This is a genomic window from Xanthocytophaga flava, from assembly GCF_030068545.1.
Taxonomy (GTDB): domain Bacteria; phylum Bacteroidota; class Bacteroidia; order Cytophagales; family 172606-1; genus Xanthocytophaga; species Xanthocytophaga flava.
This window is the reverse complement of sequence record NZ_JASJOR010000002.1, coordinates 280,384-296,832: the sequence shown is the minus strand read 5'-3', so window position 1 is coordinate 296,832 and position 16,449 is coordinate 280,384. Positions and strand designations below refer to the sequence as shown.

Below are 16,449 nucleotides of genomic sequence, written 5' to 3'. Positions count from 1 at the left end.
AAAATCATCTTGTCTTTACCTATTTATACAAAGACAAGATGATTACATTTGCTACACGTAATTCTATTACTAGTTTATAGCATGAATACCCCATTATATCACACAGAAGCTAGTTTACAAGCTTTCATAAAACTTATCGGGAATGAGTTGCCTGAGCCTTATCTGAATTTTCTTCGCTCTACAGATGCTGAATTGGTAGAAGATGAGAAGACCTTTGTAATTAAAGATAAAAAAGGAGAAATGATAGATGAGGTGGTTCTTGAAACTATTTATCGATTGGGGGTAGATGAATATTACCTGGATCTGGAAGGACATTATAGAATGTTTGAAGATCGAATTTCCGATAAGATGATTCCTATTGCTGGAGATTCGTTTGGCAATCAGTTTTGCCTTTCTATTCAGAAAAAGACATGGGGGAAAGTTTACTTCTGGTACCATGAACTAGAAGGGGAACCAGATGCTCTTGTGTTACTTGCTAAAGATTTTAACACCTTCTGGAAGAATCTCTCAGACTATCAGGTTGAGGAAGAAGATCCTTACCTGGGTCTGGATGAGCCTACTATACTGGTTCGGAAAGGCGACTTGGAGCTACTAAAACAGTTTTTGGAAGAAAGTGGCGATATCAATTATAGGAATGTCTGCAATCGGAGTTTGCTTGTAGAAGCAGTCATGTTTAACAAGCCTGAGATTGCCCGCTATCTGATTGAAAAAGGGATATCCATGAAATTGGTACTGATTTATGGTGCTGGCTATCTGGATAAAGAATTGTTACTTTTTATGTTAGCTAAAGGGGTAGATCCTAATGAAGTCACCGAAGAAACACAGGTTACGGCTTTGATGAGTGCTGCTAGAGCAGGCAATAGAGAGATGGTTCATTTACTTTTAGCTGCTGGAGCCAAAGTAGATAAGGAAAATCGGGCATTGCAATGGCAATCTGTGATCAATCAGGCTATCTGGAGAAATAATAAGGTATGTCTTGCTGTTTTAAAAGAAGATTTTGGTTTTACTGATGCGGAACTGGTTGTAAATATGAGTTAAAGAGCAAATTAAGATAACGGGCTCCAAAAAGATTGTATTAGTATATACTTATGTGTTCCATAACTTTTCTGGAAAAGAGGTTTGGAGATAGAGAAAAAAATCCTCTCTGTCCCCCCTGAAAGAAATACTCTCTCTGTCTTCCTGTAAGGACCTCGTGGCAAGACCGGCGGCCTATGGATTTGGGATGTATTTGGTTCCCTCAGAAAGTACACATGGCTCTATTTGTCACAAGATCCTTTTAGGAGGACAGGACGATAGAATAGAGAGGTAGATTTTAGGAGGACAGCAAGGGCAGATATTGTTCCGCAAGGACAGAGGACAGAAAGGGAGTGCTCTTGAAAGGAGCACTCCGAAAGAAAGCTTGCAAAGCTATAGATAAGCCTTACGGGTATACCACAGAAACAAAGCGGAATAAACCACTTTGCTTTTCTGTACCACTTACCTGTAATCCAATACGAGGTGCACGATCCCAGCGCGGCAGTGAGTTCGCTTCAAATGCCTGGGCATTGAGAGTTTCCATTTTGGCCTCAGTACGACCCCAGCGAAACTGATACAGATGTCCTTTCGTGCTTTGTACCTGTAGCCGGATAGGCCCTTTGCCTTTTGGCAGTACACGGCTCTGAAGTATCTCTTTTTTACCCTCTTTTACCTGCCAGAGTTGTAGCGAATCTTTGGTTATTCCGAAGTTCAGCGTATTCTCAGCATCTCCATACAGGCAGATACTTTGGGTGCTGGTAGCCTGTGGAAGAATTTCGGTAGTAAAGGTATAATTTCCCTTTTTGAGTATTAGTCCCAGAAAGCTGCCGGTCTGTGTTCCATTAGATGGACTTGTGAGTTCCAGATAGCCATTGCGAACAGCATATACAGGTTTAGTCTGACTTACATCCCATACCCAGTTGATAGAGCCAACTTTGTCTTTGGCAAAATCTGCTAATACACCGAGTTGTTGCTGTTGTGTTTTTCCGGTTGCTGAGGCTCCCTCTACAGGTGTGCTGGTTCCATACCGGAACGAAGGCCAGCCTGTTTTTTTATCCCAGATAAGTTCGCTGAGTACTCCCTGCCGTCCAATAAAGGTAAAGTCGGTTCCGGAATAGGCATGATGCAGGTAAAAGTATCGGTTATCAGGTGTTGTTACCACTGTACCATGTCCGGGGCATTTCCATGTATCACTGCTCTTTAAAACCGGATTGCCTGCATACCGTTCCCAGGGACCTTTCAGTGACTTAGCCCTTGCTAGTCCTACCATGTAATTACAATCCGGACCACAGCATATGTTGCCAGAGTAAGTCATATAAAAATAGTCGCCATGTTTGAACAAGGCTTGTCCTTCCATGCCTCCAGCCTCCCAGGAATTAGGATCGGCTTCCAGCAACATAAATACCTCCCCCTGTACTTTGAGTCCATCAGGAGTCAGTTCACGACCTAATAGCTGAATCAGTTTTCCCTGATCCAGTCCATAGGCTTTCCAGGTGATATACAGCTTTCCGGCATCTTCAATAATAAAGGCATCAATAGCCTCATTGGTCCATTCAATGATACAGCCATGGTCTGTGAATCCTTTTCGGATATCTGTAGTGGTTGCTACTCCAATATATGAATGTTGATCTGATTTGCGGCGGGCGGTATAGTAGACATAGAAAGTGCCGTTTCGGTAATACAGTTCCGGAGCCCAGAAGCTACCCATAGTCCAGGAAGGCATTTCTGAAAAGACAGGTCCCAGATACTGCCAGTTCACAAGGTCTTTGGATGTATAGATAGGGTAGGCAGGCCCCCATTCAGAAGAGGTTCCGGCTGCATAATAGGTATCGCCTACCCGAATTACGGATGGGTCAGCAAAGTCTCCTGCTATGACAGGGTTGTGATAGGTTATGTCTTTTTTGACTTGTGCAACAGCTATCAGACACGAAAGTCCTGCAAACAGGCTGGCAAAAATTACAGTGAAGACTCTTGATAGGATCATTCTCAATTAGGTTGGGATATAAGAAAGGTACTTGTTACTGAATCGTATGTTTTGTACTAGCAACTACGCTACTAGGAATCTATTGCGATATTACTAATTACCTATATAACCTGCTACTTTAAAGTGAATTGAGTGGGAGTATTAGGTTAATTTACCAGGAAATTTTTGGTCTGCTTTATAAAGGTCTTGACTGCGTTGGATTTGATAGCCGTAGTTCCGGGAATTATCTGGTATCTAAGGTTTGATTTTGTTAACTTTGTGGAATGAATCTACCCCCTCATTGTGAAGCTTCTGCCTTTTATACGCCTGATTCGAAAGTAAAAGGGTTTAAAGTCCTTGAGATTACAGGACCGGCTTATCCTGCACTGTCTTATAATAGACGTGATTTCTATAAGATAGTGTTGGGAACCGGCAATATGCATATTTATTATGGTGATCAAACCTTTGATATAACAGGTACTTTCCTGTTTTTTGCCAATCCCTACATACCCTATTCCTCTGAACATCGGTCTCCCGAACAAAAAGGATTTGCCTGCCTGTTTACCAAAGATTTTATCGGAAGCAGAGATCGGACGGAACGTTTGCTGAACTCCCCACTATTCCGTTTTGATGGGACTCCTGTCATTCCGGTAAGCAACGAACAGGCCGCATTTATTGAAGTGCTGTATCGGCAAATGCTCTCTGTATATAGTGGTGACTATGATGAGAAAGACGAAATGCTCAGAAGTTGTATAGACCTTATCATGCACGAAGCCTTAAGGATTCTGCCTCAAAATGGGTCAAGGCAGAGAAATGCAGCTTCACGGATTACCTATTTATTTCTGGACTTACTGGAAAAGCAGTTTCCCATAGAAACTGCAACAGACCCGCTTAGACTACGGACCGCTCAGGATTTTGCTGATCAGTTGGCTGTACATGTCAACTATCTGAATCGTTCTGTCAAGGAAGTTACGGGCAAACCCATTTCTGTACACATAGCCGAACGGATCACTGCCGAAGCCAAAGCCTTGTTACAACATACCAACTGGAGTATAGGAGACATAGGCTATAGTCTGGGTTTTGAGTATCCAAGCTACTTTAACAACTACTTCAAACGGGTAGCTGGGGCTAGTCCCAACTCCTTTCGGAAGAGTATAGGGAAAGTATGAAAATCATAACTTTTCGTTCGAATCTCTTAAAAAGTACTGACCAATTACCCAGAGCTTTGTACATATAAATGCAAGGAAGAAATCAGTCATCAGAACTGATTTTGCAATACACTTTTATGATACAAAACGTATGGAACAAACAGCATTAAACAGTGTGGAGACATCCACGTTAAGTAAAGCAGAAAATGGAAGTAGTACATCAACACCTGTCATCTCAGTAAGTCCGGTTGTATTGTCTGCACCAGGTCGGAGAGTGGCTTTGCAGGTGCGGGTTTCTGCCCCTGTAACCGGAAGCCAGCTACCAATCATTGTCTTTGCACATGGTTTTGGTTCATCAATGGATGGCTATGCACCTCTTGCCAGTTTCTGGGCAGCGCATGGCTTTGTAGTAATCCAGCCTACCTTTCTCGATTCCAAAACACTGAGTCCCAATCCGGCAGCAAAACACAGTGAAGCACTTGCTACCTATCTGGCCGATCCGGCTTCGGCTTCCATCTGGCGGGTTCGTGTAGAGGATATAAAGCACATTCTCGACCAGTTGGATGCGATTGAAGCAGCTGTCCCCGGACTTACAGGCCGCCTCGACCGAAACCGTATTGCTGCGGTTGGACATTCGTTTGGTGCGCATACCGTCAGTATGTTATTGGGTTCACGAGTCATCGGTACGGATGGCAGCTTAGACGAAGATATGTCTGATCCTCGGATCAAGGTTGGCGTACTACTTTGTGCAAGTGGTAGAGGAGGAGAGGATCTGAGTCCATTTGCTGCTGAACATCTGTCATATCTGAATCAGAATTATGCCGGCCTCACCACACCGACGCTTGTCGTAGCGGGTGATCAGGATTACTCACAGTTGACCGTTCGCGGGCCAGAGTGGTTTACCGATGCCTATACGCTGAGTCCGGGGGCTGATTGGTTGGTTACATTGTTTGGAGCTGAACATATGCTCGGGGGAATTTCCGGCTATCAGGTTACAGAAACCACCGATGAAAATCCGGATCGGGTGGCGGCTGTACAGCGACTTACCTGGGCCTATCTCCGTAGTGCGCTCTATCCGGAAGATCCTGCCTGGACAGTAGCCTGTGAGGAGTTACGAAACAGTCCAAATCCGCAAGGAAGGGTGGATGGAAAGTAGACAGCCTTTGCATCTGTAGTTTTACTTTATTTTCAGAGAAGTACAAGACACGATAATGACTACTGGTTCCCATTCGAATGATATGGATTATTCCGAACCCTGTGACAATCCGATAATGTAGAGGTGCCTCTTGCGGGTACCCGTGTTTCCCTGAACGAATATCTGGCATAATTCGAAGCAGTTTTTTCATAAACCCAATCATTTGCGTTGGCAAACTGGGCAGGGGCAAGCCCTGCCCCTACAGATGTCGGATTATTACAAACGCGGTTTGTGGAGATGCTGGCGTTATCGCCTTGATTGCCATCCGAATGACTGGGAATATTCCAAACCAATGTAGGGGCGCACCTGCGTGTGCGCCCATGTTTCGTGCAGCGAATGGTTGGATTGGTGAACCACCATTGTGAAATATAGGGGCGATTGGCAGATCGCCCACGTTCCCAAGGACGCGGCATGGGGTAAACCGAACCTGTAGGGGCATCCCCTTGCGGGTGCCCGTGTTGTGCACAAACCCTGTTCGGAATCAATCCGAAATGGTTGTTTCATAACCTGATCATTCGCGAATGGAACTAGGGCAAGCTGCCAATCGCTCCTACAATATCGGATTTTCACAAACAGGGTTTGCGGGAAACCGGGCGCATACATAGGTCTTATCATGCCCCACAACTTTTCTGGAAAAGTGGTTTGTAACTAAAGAAAAACACTCTCTCTGTCTTCCTGGAAGGATCTCTTGACAAATAGAGCCGCGTTTGGTTTTGGAGAAAATAATTATTTCCAAATCCAAAGGCCGCCGGTCTTGCCACGAGTTCCTTCCAGGAGGACAAAAAAGGGGAGAGAATGAAGTGATTGTCGTAAATGTTGACCGGAGTTCTGGTCACACAGAAGAAATATCCGAACTATGGTCAATATAGGTGACTGACCGGAAGTATGGTCAAAATGGAAATCGATGGTCAAGTGACTGGAAAATTGTTCGGCAAGGGAGGTGAACAGAAATCGAATCACTTTGTAAAATGACTGGAACTCTGTTCGCTTTTCTGTTTGACCATACTTCCGTTCACTTTTTGTTTTGACTGGAATACCAGTCACGTTGAAGAAATATTCGATCTCTGTTCACTTTCCAAAATGACTGGAAGTCTGTTCAGCTTCAGCTTTGACTGGAGTTCCAGTCGCGGATAACAGTGACTGGAACTCCGGTCACTTCGTTTACAATAAAATATCTTCAAAGAATACGAATGCCAGATAGGAAAATTTTGATTCTCTGATATTTTTTTCTACTTTTGCAGCCCGTTTTCCCTTTTTACAAAAAGACAAGACGTCTATTATTCACTAAATTTCAGCTTGCCCGACCTACAGGCTGATGTATATTTGGGTCATACACACAACATTATGAGTAAATCTCCTGAAAATTTTGACTGGGACAAGGTAACCTCCAAAGGTCTTGGTAGCGGCTACACGGCAGCCGAAAGAGCCGCAATGGAAGCTCTTATTGAAGGTACACTGACAGAAGTAGCCGAGAAAGAAGTGGTGAAAGGTACAGTGGTAGGCATTTCGGAAAGAGATGTGATCGTCAATATCGGTTTTAAATCAGACGGTCTGGTGCCTCTGTCCGAGTTCCGCGATAATCCAACCCTTAAAGTAGGTGATGTTATCGATGTATTCGTTGAAAACCAGGAAGATCCAAACGGACAATTGATTCTTTCCCGCAAAAAGGCTAAAATCCTGACTGCATGGGACAACATTCAGAAAGCCCTGGATCAGGACCTGGTAATCGAAGCGTTTGTAAAACGCCGTACCAAAGGTGGTCTGATTGTAGATATTTTCAGTATCGAAGCTTTCTTACCTGGTTCTCAAATTGATGTGAAGCCAATCCGTGACTTCGACATCTATGTAGGTAAGAAAATGGAAGTGAAAGTTGTGAAGATCAACTATGCTAACGATAACGTAGTCGTATCTCACAAAGTCCTGATCGAGAAAGATCTGGAAAACCAACGCCAGGTAATCCTTACCAACCTCGAAAAAGGTCAGGTATTGGAAGGCGTGGTGAAAAACATTACCAACTTCGGTGTGTTCATCGACCTTGGTGGTGTAGACGGTTTGTTGCACATCACAGATATTTCCTGGGGCCGCGTAACGCATCCGGAAGAAGTATTGAAGCTGGACGACAAAGTTACCGTAGTTGTGCTTGACTTCGATGAAGACAAGAAACGTATCTCATTGGGTATGAAACAACTTACTCCTCACCCATGGGATTCATTACCAGCAGACGTACAGGTAGGTTCAAAAGTTCGTGGCAAAATCGTAAACGTAGCAGATTACGGTGCATTCCTGGAACTGATGCCTGGTGTAGAAGGTCTGATCCACGTATCTGAAATGTCATGGTCTCAACACCTGCGTAACCCTCAGGAGTTTGTGAAGATCGGTGACGAAATCGATGCGGTAGTATTGACTCTTGATCGTGATGAGCGCAAAATGTCTCTGGGTATCAAACAACTGACTGAAGATCCTTGGACTAACCCTGCGTTGTTGACTAAATACGCTCCTGGTACTCAGCACAAAGGTATTGTACGTAACCTGACTAACTTCGGTCTGTTCGTAGAATTGGAAGAAGGTATCGATGGTTTGGTACACGTATCTGACCTGTCTTGGACCAAGAAAATCAAACATCCTTCTGAGTTTACAAAAGTAGGCGAAGAAATCGATGTAATCGTTCTTGAAATCGATGCTGACAGCCGTCGTTTGGCTCTGGGTCACAAACAACTGGAAGAAAACCCATGGGATACTTTCGAAACAGTATTCTATGTAGGTTCTACTCACCGTGGTACTGTGATCTCTAAAAACGACAAAGGTGCAACTATCGAATTGCCATATGGTATTGAAGGCATCGCTGCTCTGAAAAACCTGGCGAAAGAAGATGGTTCTGTAGCTGAAGTAGGCGAGTCTCTTGACTTTAAAGTAGCTGAGTTCCATAAAGACGAAAAACGTATTGTGGTTTCTCATTCTAAAGTATACACAGACGCAGCAGAGGCAGCCACTGAAAAAGCGGCTCCTAAGAAAAAAGCGAAAGAAACTAAAGAGGAAGACAAACCTGAAACTCTTGGTGACAACGAAGCTTTAGCTGCCCTGAAAGAGCAACTGAATTCTGGAAAGAAATAATTTCTTTTCACTTTTCGAAAGCCATAAAAAGCCTGTCTGAGCAACCTCAGGCAGGCTTTTTTGCTTTTAAAGTATATTTTTTTGTGAAAGATTTTTTTTCTGTGGCGCTAATTGTTTGGAAAATGTAATATTATTCCTACTTTTGCGTCACGAAAAACGAATGGTCCTGTGGCCGAGTGGCTAGGCTGAGCTCTGCAAAAGCTCCTACAGCGGTTCGAATCCGCTCGGGACCTCACTCTACTGAATAGGCTTGATTTACTGCATGTAAATCAAGCCTATTTGCTTTTTAAGCGGTTCCTGTTGGATTAGCTGGATTACCCGTCGGTTACTCGTTCGGTTACTCGGTTACTCACCTAAATTTTTACCAACACCATGTACACCTTTTCGTTATTATTCTGGCTCAAGAAGGGCCGCCAGCCTGAAACCCGTACTATTTCTTTACGCATTACCGTTTCCGGTATAAGTGTAGAGTACTCCACCGGAATTAAGATTACTCCGGAGCAATGGGATAATGAAATCAAACGTGTAAACCTGCGAGCTTTTTCTACCAAAGAAAGGCCCTTGGCTGTTCAACACAATAAACGCCTGGACGAGATAGAAGAAGGTATTCGTCAGATCGAAAAAGAATTTCGTATCAAGAAGAAAACCATCACTGCCCAAATCCTTAAAGACGCTTACGAAGGCGGAGCTGTTACTGCAAAAGAAATGCAGTTTCTGGAAGTGTTTGACATCTACCTAGCTGAGATGGAAAGCAAAGTAGGCTTGGTAGGAGAGAACTCTGCTGAAACACTACGTACCTACAAAACCCGACGCCTCAATGTAGGTGATTTTGTCGAATCTGAGTTTGGGAAGAAAGACATCTATCTTTCAGAAATAAAAAAAGACTTTAATGAAAGGTTCAAGCTACATCTGCAAACCCGTCACTACTGTAAACAACTTAAGAAAATAGGCTTGGGTTTTGGACAGATCAAGAAGCATTTGGAAGCTGTAGAGAAGGTATTGGAGTTTGCTCAGCGTCGGGATTATATCCAACAAGTAAACATTCATAAGGTGACTGTGAAAGTGCATTTGTTTGAAAACAAAGAGAAAGTGTTTCTGACCAACGATGAGCTGATCCGTTTGCAGAATCATACCTTTACACTAGAAGATTTGGAAAGAATTGGGTACCCACATGCAGAGCGGAATGATATTGTTTTGCAGACCATTCGGGAATGTGCGGATTGTTTTATAGTGGGTTGCTGGACTGGCTTGGCATATAGTGAACAGGAGATATTGAATGAGCAGGATCATATTCATATGGGTATGGACGGGCGTAAATGGATTAAGATTATCCGTAAAAAGCAAAAGCACCTGAATCCTAAGTTTACCTGGATTCCTATTTTGCAAATGCCTCAACAGATCTTTGCCAAGTATAAAGACCATGCACTTTGTCAGTTGAAAAATCGCTGTCTACCAGTACCCTCCAATGCAGAATACAACCGAACCTTAAAGCTGATTTCTCAGATACTGGGTTTTAATAAGTTGTTGACAGTGCACGTAGCCCGCAAAACCTTTACTACATTGTTTGTTAATTCTGTGCAAAATCCTCAAATGGCAGCTTTGATTTTAGGAGATACTGAAGAGGTGATGAAACAGCATTATCTATCTGTTCAGCATCAGACCATTTCTGAAAAGATGGGAGAGTTTGAGCGGACAATGCAGGAGAAGCAACAGGAATGGGTGAGGAAAAGTAGCTAACTCTCCCAAGAAATGATAAATGGACTACCTGACTCATAACTAGGTAGTCTCTGGTTTAAGCCCATACTGGTCAAACTAAGAATCAAAGGGTTACGATTTGAAGAAGTCGTACCCCTTTTTTATTTGTATATAATTTGCATCTATCCTAACGATGCGGAACTTGCCTTATATTTAAGATAAATAATTAGGTAATTGCAGAAGAGACATATTTGTAGAAACAGAAAAGTTATCTGACCAATAGATCAGAAGATTCCGCGTGTGACTTTTGTAGATACAATTGATTATCAGATTTCTAAAATGAAAGATATAATAGTATTTTTCTTGCCCAATAAATACATATCTTAAATTTGAGCTAGACATTTTCATCAATTCAGGCAGCGACAAGTCGAGCAACGGGCCATGAACAATGGCAGAAGGGCAGCAGAAAATTGCCAGCTACAAAACCAGTCCTGGAGTTTTCCACAATTCACAGTTTTGGTAGTAGTAATTGAAAAAATATTTAATTCAAATTTTCTCTCTCAAACTTGTTTGAAAACGGGGGAGTCGACATGGATAACTTTATCGTGTTACCCACAAGTGCTTCACTATAATAGCAATAATTTAAGATTTTTAAAAGGAAATTAACTATAGCGCTTCTTTTGAGCCTTCACATATTAATTTGTTATGACTTTAGGCGAAATTAAAATTTTATCATACTCTTCAGAAAGTATATTTTCATCAATAGCTAGCTCATCTAATATCAACTTAAATTTCGCTTTTACAAAAGATATGGTATTCAACTTTTGATCATTACCAGAGAAGATCCAAGAAGGATAAAGATATTCTTCTCTCTTTCTTAATTCTAACTGATTAATTATTGTAATTTTAATCGAATTCCAGATATCTACTTTTTCACGTTCTAATTTCTTAAAGATTTTATTCGCTATTTGTTTTTGAAGAAATTTATTGCTTCGTCCTTTATCACAATATATAATTAAATAATCTTGTGCAAGTCTTAGTAGACCCTTATTTGTGTATGTTTCAAATAGAAAATTTATTAGCATAGAGGCTGTGTTTTCTTCATCATAAGATCCAAGGTTTTCTTTAAGATGTATTAGCGCAATCTTTGTTATTTCAATTTTATCTGTTTTCGCAATTTTATTTATAATAGTACTTTTATGGTTTTTGATCTTTTCGAGAAATGAGAATTTAGTATAATCTTTCCAATGTCTACTTTTAAGTTTATCAACCAGTTGACTAATAAAATAATCTGTTTCATTATCTAGACAAAAATTAACTAGAATATCATATTTTTGTTGTTTTAGATAATCGGTTTGAGCGACATTAAAAATATTAAGAGTATTTTTACTTAATTTAATAGAAGGTGCTGATTGTTGCAATATAATACTAAATTGTACCGTAATTGTTTGATCTAGAAGACATGATACTATTGTTTGCCATCCGGAATTTTGAGTTTTTCCATTCTTCCTAGGTAGGCTTTGATATTCGGAAGTGTTGGAATAACATCTATTCATCGTTGAAGCTTGCTGAAAAGTATACCAGATAAAATCATTAATTGCTACTTTTTTTTCAATTAAATCAAATATGTTGTCTTCACCATGAATTACAATACAAGTTTGCCTTAATCCATTTCTAACAGATGATATAATATTGTCATTAAGTGTGTTATATGAGATAAATACTCCGAGTGTTCCTTCAATTTTCGAATTAACCTTTCCAAGAAAACTGAATAATTTAGAAGCTGCTAATGTAGCAGTCTTTTCCCATTTGGCTTCAATAAGGAAGATTCTTGAATGAACTTCAATTGCTCCATCAATTTGTTGTTCATTATCAGCAGTTTTGTACGAATTTGTTAGAAGTATATTTTGATCTTCACAGATTTTAAGAATTAATTTTTCAAATTCAAATCCTCTTTTTCTAGGTTTTAAAGTTTTTATCTCATCAAACTTTTGTTTATAGTCCATTTTTTAGAGTAATAATTAATAAAATAAATTTCCCCAATTTATACGGTTAATCTTTCTGTAAGCGAGCTAGATAGATAATCGAAAGCTCATGAATGGTGTTTTAATAATGTAAGGTAATAGATTTGAATAGAGCTATATAGATTACATTCTTTTACTTAAATATGTGAGAAAAGAGATTATTTGGCTTTTATCGTGCTTTTATAGTCTTTGAATAGTACAATACTTAGGATGGGATTGCTCAACTCGATGCGGATATGCACTACTGTAGACTCATTGATTTCCTGAAATAGAATTATTTTATTTAATAATTGTCTTTTTTGTTTTGTAAGAGCTGCAAGGTTGTTTTTATAAACTTTTACGTAAAAACTTTCATTTCTTAAATAAATAGTCGTCTAATATACAAGCACAAATTCTAAATGTTTGTGAAGCGTTTGATTGTTTTTTTACATTATTAGCCCTTCGTAGTTGCTCAACAAAATACCCAGGTTCTTGCATTATTTGATTCTTGGTTAAATTTGTAAAAGCCTCAAGAGTAAGTTTTAATAAATCACCAGAATAATAGTTGTCACTCAAAAGCCTTATATTTCTTAAACTGTTATAAATCATTGTTCTTTTTACTTGCATTTCTTTATTAATATTAAGATTAATACCTCTAGACTCAACTATTGATTGAATATTTTCTCTTAATGATAAAGAATCATCAATTGGGTCTTCTAAGTCGTTAAGGATTTTGCCTATAGAGCCATATTTATACTCTCCTAATCTTTCAATTACCTTATTTCTTGTATTTTCATTAACTTCTTTTTCTGTGTTTCTAATGTATTCAAGTGCTTCTAGTGAAGATTTATCCATTAAACTAATAAAGAAATGTATTGGGAGATACTGAGTTGTTTCACGCAATACCTGATCTAACATTGTTTCTGGGTGGTCACATTTATTAGAAAAGAAGGTGTCAAAAATTGCTTTTTGGGTTATTACATAAGGGACATGTTTTTCTTTGATAGTTTTTTCTTGATCTACCTCAATTTGTCCTTTGATAATATAAGCTGGTGCACCTTCATCATCCACTAATTTTCCTTCTTTAATTAGATTTAGCTTATGCAAAATCCCTTCACTTAGGTAAAGTTTTAAGTTATCTTCACTTGATTGAATTTCTCCTGTCCTTGTGTTTAAAATAGCTATATTTTCATTACCCAATTCTACTATTTTTTGAAAAGTCTCAATTGTTTTAGTGATTTTATTAGTTATTTCAGTGAGTAATATCTTACGAAGTTCGCCTGCACCTATTCTACCTGTTACAGCTGAATATCGAAAATAAATTTCTCCCATATTGGACGTACCTGCATTCACCTTAAAAATAATAGGTTTGGAAGATGCTTCTTGGACTAATAAAAAACCAATAAGCTTTCCAATATATCTTTGTGTAAAGAATAAAAAATCAACTTGTCCGTCAAGTGAATCCCTTACTGGAACACTAACATATCTATTATCAAGATTTTCATATTCATCCTTTATTCCCACTAATTCTTTGTTATCAGGGTCTATTCCAAAGATTAAAACTCCTCCAATATTGTTTGCAAAACCCGATATTGTCTTCAGATAGTCTTTATTAATAATTTGACTTGAAGTTTGTAAAGATTTCTTAAATTCAATCTGATTATCTTCCTCCCAGGCTGTCATTGGATTTGATTTTGTGAAATCTACACTACCATAGAAGCCATCCAAGATTGCTTGTTTTTCAAGAACCATATGAGTTTTTTACGAAAGAGTACGTGTTTGTAACTTTTATAATGTAACTGCAATTTGTAGGTTCTTATATTGATATGAAAGGGTATTTTTACGGTATTTTAAAGGAATATTTACAGTATTGTTCATGTTTAAGAAAAATATTATATAAATAATAAATAGATGAGTATTTAAAATTGGTATTTCACTAATGTGAAATACCAATTTATCTAAGGAGTTTTTTCTAAAGTGAAATAAACGTAATTTCTGGCTCTGAGTTTGATTCACCTTCTTTATAAAAAGTGATATTCTCCTTCACCCAATTTATAAAGTTACATCTGACACTGGCAGTATTGCCCATTGTATCAGCACCTACTATCATTCCATTGCCTGCTATGGGTTTTCTGAATCCAGACAAAGACCAGTAGCCAGGATGCTCATTGTATAAGCCATCATCATCTACATAACATCCGTGATACTCATCCAAATGAAAATGTGAAACCAGATCACAATGAATATGTTCATAAAACGCGTTGAGAGTATCCACTTCAGGGATTTCAACAATATATACTGATTGAGTAGCAACGTCTATTTTTATAGCTTGTATAGTATTCATGAGTAATAAAAAATGAAGTGAAAAATGAAAGAGAAAGGAATGCTACCATTAGGCAGCATCTGAAAAACGGTATTCGTCCCGGCCAAACTCCCAGCATTCCAGGCGCAGGTTTTCATACAAATTAGGATCTTCAAAAAATGGAAGTAGCTGTACATCTTCTGATCTGGCAGTAAGGCCACTTATCATCACATCGTCATCTTCCGGACTATAGATATATTCAATGAGCAGACCCGGATACTTTTTAGAGGAATGGTAAGATTTCATATATTTGCACCAATTATTTTTATTGTTATTTGAGACAGGCCCGCTCCATAGAGCGGGTTTTGTTTTAAGCAGCAGGCTTCTTTCCTTCAGGCCAGAGTGGAATAATTCTAGCTCCTGTTTCCTTCTCTCTTTCTGCAACTCTGGCAGGTTCCAGCAAATTCATGCTGTACTGAATCTGAAAAAGCTGCATCAATTTCTTGGTTGCCTTAATCTCTGCATTGGTGAACTCATATACTTGTATTTCATGAATTAAGCCTAACTCATTGTCTATTGCAAAGCGTTCTTTGCAGACTGAAACTGTAAGAACTTCGTAGCTAACATAGTTGTCCAGGATGGTAACAACCCGGCAGCGTGCAGATGATCCGCTACCAAACACACCGATAAAGGTGTGAGCTCCTTGCACCTTATAGGCACGACGAGCAAGTGATGACTGATTTGATTTCATTCTTATGTTTTATTGTTATTTGATAGTATAAATATAACATTTAATATTGTTTTTTGCAACTTTATATACAGTTATAATTGTTTTATATGTGTATTTTAAGTAGTTTTATACAATAAAAATAGTTATATTTGTGCTATGAAACTAGCAATAACAGGAAGTAGAAGCATAGAACACTGTACTGAGTTATTGGCAGAATTAGAAAGACTGCCCATTACAGAACTGATACATGGCGGAGCTGTAGGAGTTGATCAACTCGCAGCCAACTGGGCAACAGCTAAAGGAATCAAAGTAACAGAAATAAAGCCCGACTACCAACGGTATGGAGCAGGAGCTCCACATATACGCAACGCAGAGATTATACAAAGAGCTGACAAAGTACTAGCCTGTTGGGATGGAGAAAGTAAAGGCACTGCCAGCACCATAAAGAAAGCAGATGCAAAGGGAAAACTGCTCAAAGTAATTTTGTATAGAAATGTAAAACAACCAGAACTATTAAGTAATCAGATAGTGCTCTTCTAATAGGAGGCTAAAGACTCCATAAGTGGCTAACCCGACGAAGGAAAAAATCAAAATCCGCCACCTGCGTGGAAACGCAAATAAAATCTTAGCCGAATAGTTTTGATGTGAAGATACGGAACGGCCAGCTAGCTAACCCGCATAAAGACAAAAGACAAAACCGCCAAAACAAAAAAGCGGCAGCCACACGCATAGACGGCACCAGGCAGGCAAGGCCGAGCGAAGCGAGCTCTGTAGTAGCCTTGACTGCCTGGTGATGGCTGTGCATCTTGTTTTTGTTTTGGTGGTTTTGTTCCTCTATTTTGCGGGTTAGCTAGCTGGTTTTAGACGCGAAACAGCGAATTGAGTTGTTAACCAAAATCAAGTATACTTTTATAAACCTATACCATATGAAAACACCTGGAGAGATTCTGGACGAAATAGTAGAAGCATTGGGGATTAATTATGTAGACCTGGCAAAATCCATAGGCGTAAGCCGTCCGGATATATTTTACAATGTAAGAGCAGGCAGAGCGAAACCAAGCTACGAAACATTACAATCCATTGCCAACGCCTATCCTCAAATCGACTGTCGGTTTTTGTTGACAGGACAGGGAAAACCACTTGTTAAAACAATAGAAGCTCCAAAGGATGAGTTTAAGGAATACATTAAGCGTATTCTGAAAGAGATTAATGAGGAGAATTAAATGTATATATTTCACGGAAAATATTTTAGATTTAGAGACATATATAAAGGTCAATCTGTAAGTGC

General features: G+C 39.5%; 14 protein-coding genes and 1 tRNA gene. 8 read left to right on the top strand and 7 right to left on the bottom strand.

What is annotated here, in order from left to right:
* The first annotated feature begins 81 nt into the window (after positions 1–81).
* A complete protein-coding gene (locus tag QNI15_RS03985; RefSeq protein ID WP_314030648.1) occupies positions 82–1,038 on the top strand; it encodes an ankyrin repeat domain-containing protein in 957 nt (318 codons plus the stop codon).
* Between the two features lie 382 nt (positions 1,039–1,420).
* Here QNI15_RS03985 and QNI15_RS03980 read toward each other — a convergent pair whose 3' ends face one another.
* On the bottom strand, positions 1,421–2,998 hold the full coding sequence (locus tag QNI15_RS03980; RefSeq protein WP_314030646.1) for a glycoside hydrolase family 43 protein: 1,578 nt from the start codon (positions 2,996–2,998) through the stop codon (positions 1,421–1,423).
* 263 nt (positions 2,999–3,261) lie between these two features.
* Between QNI15_RS03980 and QNI15_RS03975 the strand changes: the two genes are divergently transcribed.
* Positions 3,262–4,146, top strand: coding sequence for a helix-turn-helix domain-containing protein (locus tag QNI15_RS03975; protein WP_314030644.1), 885 nt, complete (start codon positions 3,262–3,264; stop codon positions 4,144–4,146).
* A gap of 130 nt (positions 4,147–4,276) precedes the next feature.
* Complete coding sequence (locus tag QNI15_RS03970) at positions 4,277–5,281, top strand: alpha/beta hydrolase family protein (RefSeq protein WP_314030642.1); 1,005 nt, start codon at positions 4,277–4,279, stop codon at positions 5,279–5,281.
* A gap of 59 nt (positions 5,282–5,340) precedes the next feature.
* Here QNI15_RS03970 and QNI15_RS03965 read toward each other — a convergent pair whose 3' ends face one another.
* The gene (locus tag QNI15_RS03965; RefSeq protein WP_314030640.1) at positions 5,341–5,733 is read right to left on the bottom strand and encodes a hypothetical protein; all 393 of its coding nucleotides are present in this window, start codon (positions 5,731–5,733) and stop codon (positions 5,341–5,343) included.
* A gap of 931 nt (positions 5,734–6,664) precedes the next feature.
* Between QNI15_RS03965 and rpsA the strand changes: the two genes are divergently transcribed.
* From rpsA to QNI15_RS03950, 3 genes are all read left to right on the top strand, one after another.
* Complete coding sequence (gene rpsA, locus QNI15_RS03960; RefSeq protein ID WP_313987001.1) at positions 6,665–8,431, top strand: 30S ribosomal protein S1; 1,767 nt, start codon at positions 6,665–6,667, stop codon at positions 8,429–8,431.
* 162 nt (positions 8,432–8,593) lie between these two features.
* Positions 8,594–8,664: transfer RNA gene (locus tag QNI15_RS03955), tRNA-Cys, on the top strand.
* A gap of 139 nt (positions 8,665–8,803) precedes the next feature.
* Positions 8,804–10,168 (top strand): phage integrase SAM-like domain-containing protein, encoded by a 1,365-nt coding sequence (locus QNI15_RS03950; RefSeq protein WP_314030638.1) that lies wholly within the window; start codon positions 8,804–8,806, stop codon positions 10,166–10,168.
* A 653-nt stretch (positions 10,169–10,821) separates the two neighbouring features.
* Here the strand turns inward: QNI15_RS03950 and QNI15_RS03945 are convergent.
* The 5 genes from QNI15_RS03945 to QNI15_RS03925 form a co-directional block, all read right to left on the bottom strand.
* On the bottom strand, positions 10,822–12,132 hold the full coding sequence (locus QNI15_RS03945; protein ID WP_314030636.1) for a hypothetical protein: 1,311 nt from the start codon (positions 12,130–12,132) through the stop codon (positions 10,822–10,824).
* A 369-nt stretch (positions 12,133–12,501) separates the two neighbouring features.
* Positions 12,502–13,881: an AlbA family DNA-binding domain-containing protein gene (locus QNI15_RS03940; RefSeq protein ID WP_314030635.1), complete on the bottom strand. Its 1,380-nt coding sequence runs from the start codon at positions 13,879–13,881 to the stop codon at positions 12,502–12,504.
* A gap of 220 nt (positions 13,882–14,101) precedes the next feature.
* On the bottom strand, positions 14,102–14,473 hold the full coding sequence (locus QNI15_RS03935; RefSeq protein ID WP_314030633.1) for a DUF3846 domain-containing protein: 372 nt from the start codon (positions 14,471–14,473) through the stop codon (positions 14,102–14,104).
* A 48-nt stretch (positions 14,474–14,521) separates the two neighbouring features.
* Positions 14,522–14,737: a hypothetical protein gene (locus QNI15_RS03930; RefSeq protein ID WP_314030632.1), complete on the bottom strand. Its 216-nt coding sequence runs from the start codon at positions 14,735–14,737 to the stop codon at positions 14,522–14,524.
* 64 nt (positions 14,738–14,801) lie between these two features.
* Positions 14,802–15,182, bottom strand: coding sequence for a hypothetical protein (locus QNI15_RS03925; protein ID WP_314030631.1), 381 nt, complete (start codon positions 15,180–15,182; stop codon positions 14,802–14,804).
* Positions 15,183–15,317: 135 nt separating this feature from the next.
* On the opposite strand from QNI15_RS03925, the gene QNI15_RS03920 reads away from it, so the two are divergent.
* Both QNI15_RS03920 and QNI15_RS03915 read left to right on the top strand, forming a co-directional pair.
* The gene (locus QNI15_RS03920; RefSeq protein WP_314030630.1) at positions 15,318–15,701 is read left to right on the top strand and encodes a DUF2493 domain-containing protein; all 384 of its coding nucleotides are present in this window, start codon (positions 15,318–15,320) and stop codon (positions 15,699–15,701) included.
* A gap of 386 nt (positions 15,702–16,087) precedes the next feature.
* On the top strand, positions 16,088–16,384 hold the full coding sequence (locus QNI15_RS03915) for a helix-turn-helix domain-containing protein (RefSeq protein ID WP_314030628.1): 297 nt from the start codon (positions 16,088–16,090) through the stop codon (positions 16,382–16,384).
* Positions 16,385–16,449: the final 65 nt, after the last annotated feature.

Bases quoted from the DNA above. Each gene is read 5' to 3' on its own strand.
- QNI15_RS03940 (WP_314030635.1), bottom strand. From the start codon at position 13,881: ATGGTTCTTGAAAAACAAGCAATCTTGGATGGCTTCTATGGTAGTGTA.
- QNI15_RS03985 (WP_314030648.1), top strand. From the start codon at position 82: ATGAATACCCCATTATATCACACAGAAGCTAGTTTACAAGCTTTCATA.
- QNI15_RS03975 (WP_314030644.1), top strand. From the start codon at position 3,262: ATGAATCTACCCCCTCATTGTGAAGCTTCTGCCTTTTATACGCCTGAT.
- QNI15_RS03945 (WP_314030636.1), bottom strand. From the start codon at position 12,132: ATGGACTATAAACAAAAGTTTGATGAGATAAAAACTTTAAAACCTAGA.
- QNI15_RS03930 (WP_314030632.1), bottom strand. From the start codon at position 14,737: ATGAAATCTTACCATTCCTCTAAAAAGTATCCGGGTCTGCTCATTGAA.
- QNI15_RS03950 (WP_314030638.1), top strand. From the start codon at position 8,804: ATGTACACCTTTTCGTTATTATTCTGGCTCAAGAAGGGCCGCCAGCCT.
- QNI15_RS03980 (WP_314030646.1), bottom strand. From the start codon at position 2,998: ATGATCCTATCAAGAGTCTTCACTGTAATTTTTGCCAGCCTGTTTGCA.
- QNI15_RS03925 (WP_314030631.1), bottom strand. From the start codon at position 15,182: ATGAAATCAAATCAGTCATCACTTGCTCGTCGTGCCTATAAGGTGCAA.
- QNI15_RS03935 (WP_314030633.1), bottom strand. From the start codon at position 14,473: ATGAATACTATACAAGCTATAAAAATAGACGTTGCTACTCAATCAGTA.
- QNI15_RS03915 (WP_314030628.1), top strand. From the start codon at position 16,088: ATGAAAACACCTGGAGAGATTCTGGACGAAATAGTAGAAGCATTGGGG.
- QNI15_RS03920 (WP_314030630.1), top strand. From the start codon at position 15,318: ATGAAACTAGCAATAACAGGAAGTAGAAGCATAGAACACTGTACTGAG.
- QNI15_RS03970 (WP_314030642.1), top strand. From the start codon at position 4,277: ATGGAACAAACAGCATTAAACAGTGTGGAGACATCCACGTTAAGTAAA.
- QNI15_RS03965 (WP_314030640.1), bottom strand. From the start codon at position 5,733: ATGCCGCGTCCTTGGGAACGTGGGCGATCTGCCAATCGCCCCTATATT.
- rpsA (WP_313987001.1), top strand. From the start codon at position 6,665: ATGAGTAAATCTCCTGAAAATTTTGACTGGGACAAGGTAACCTCCAAA.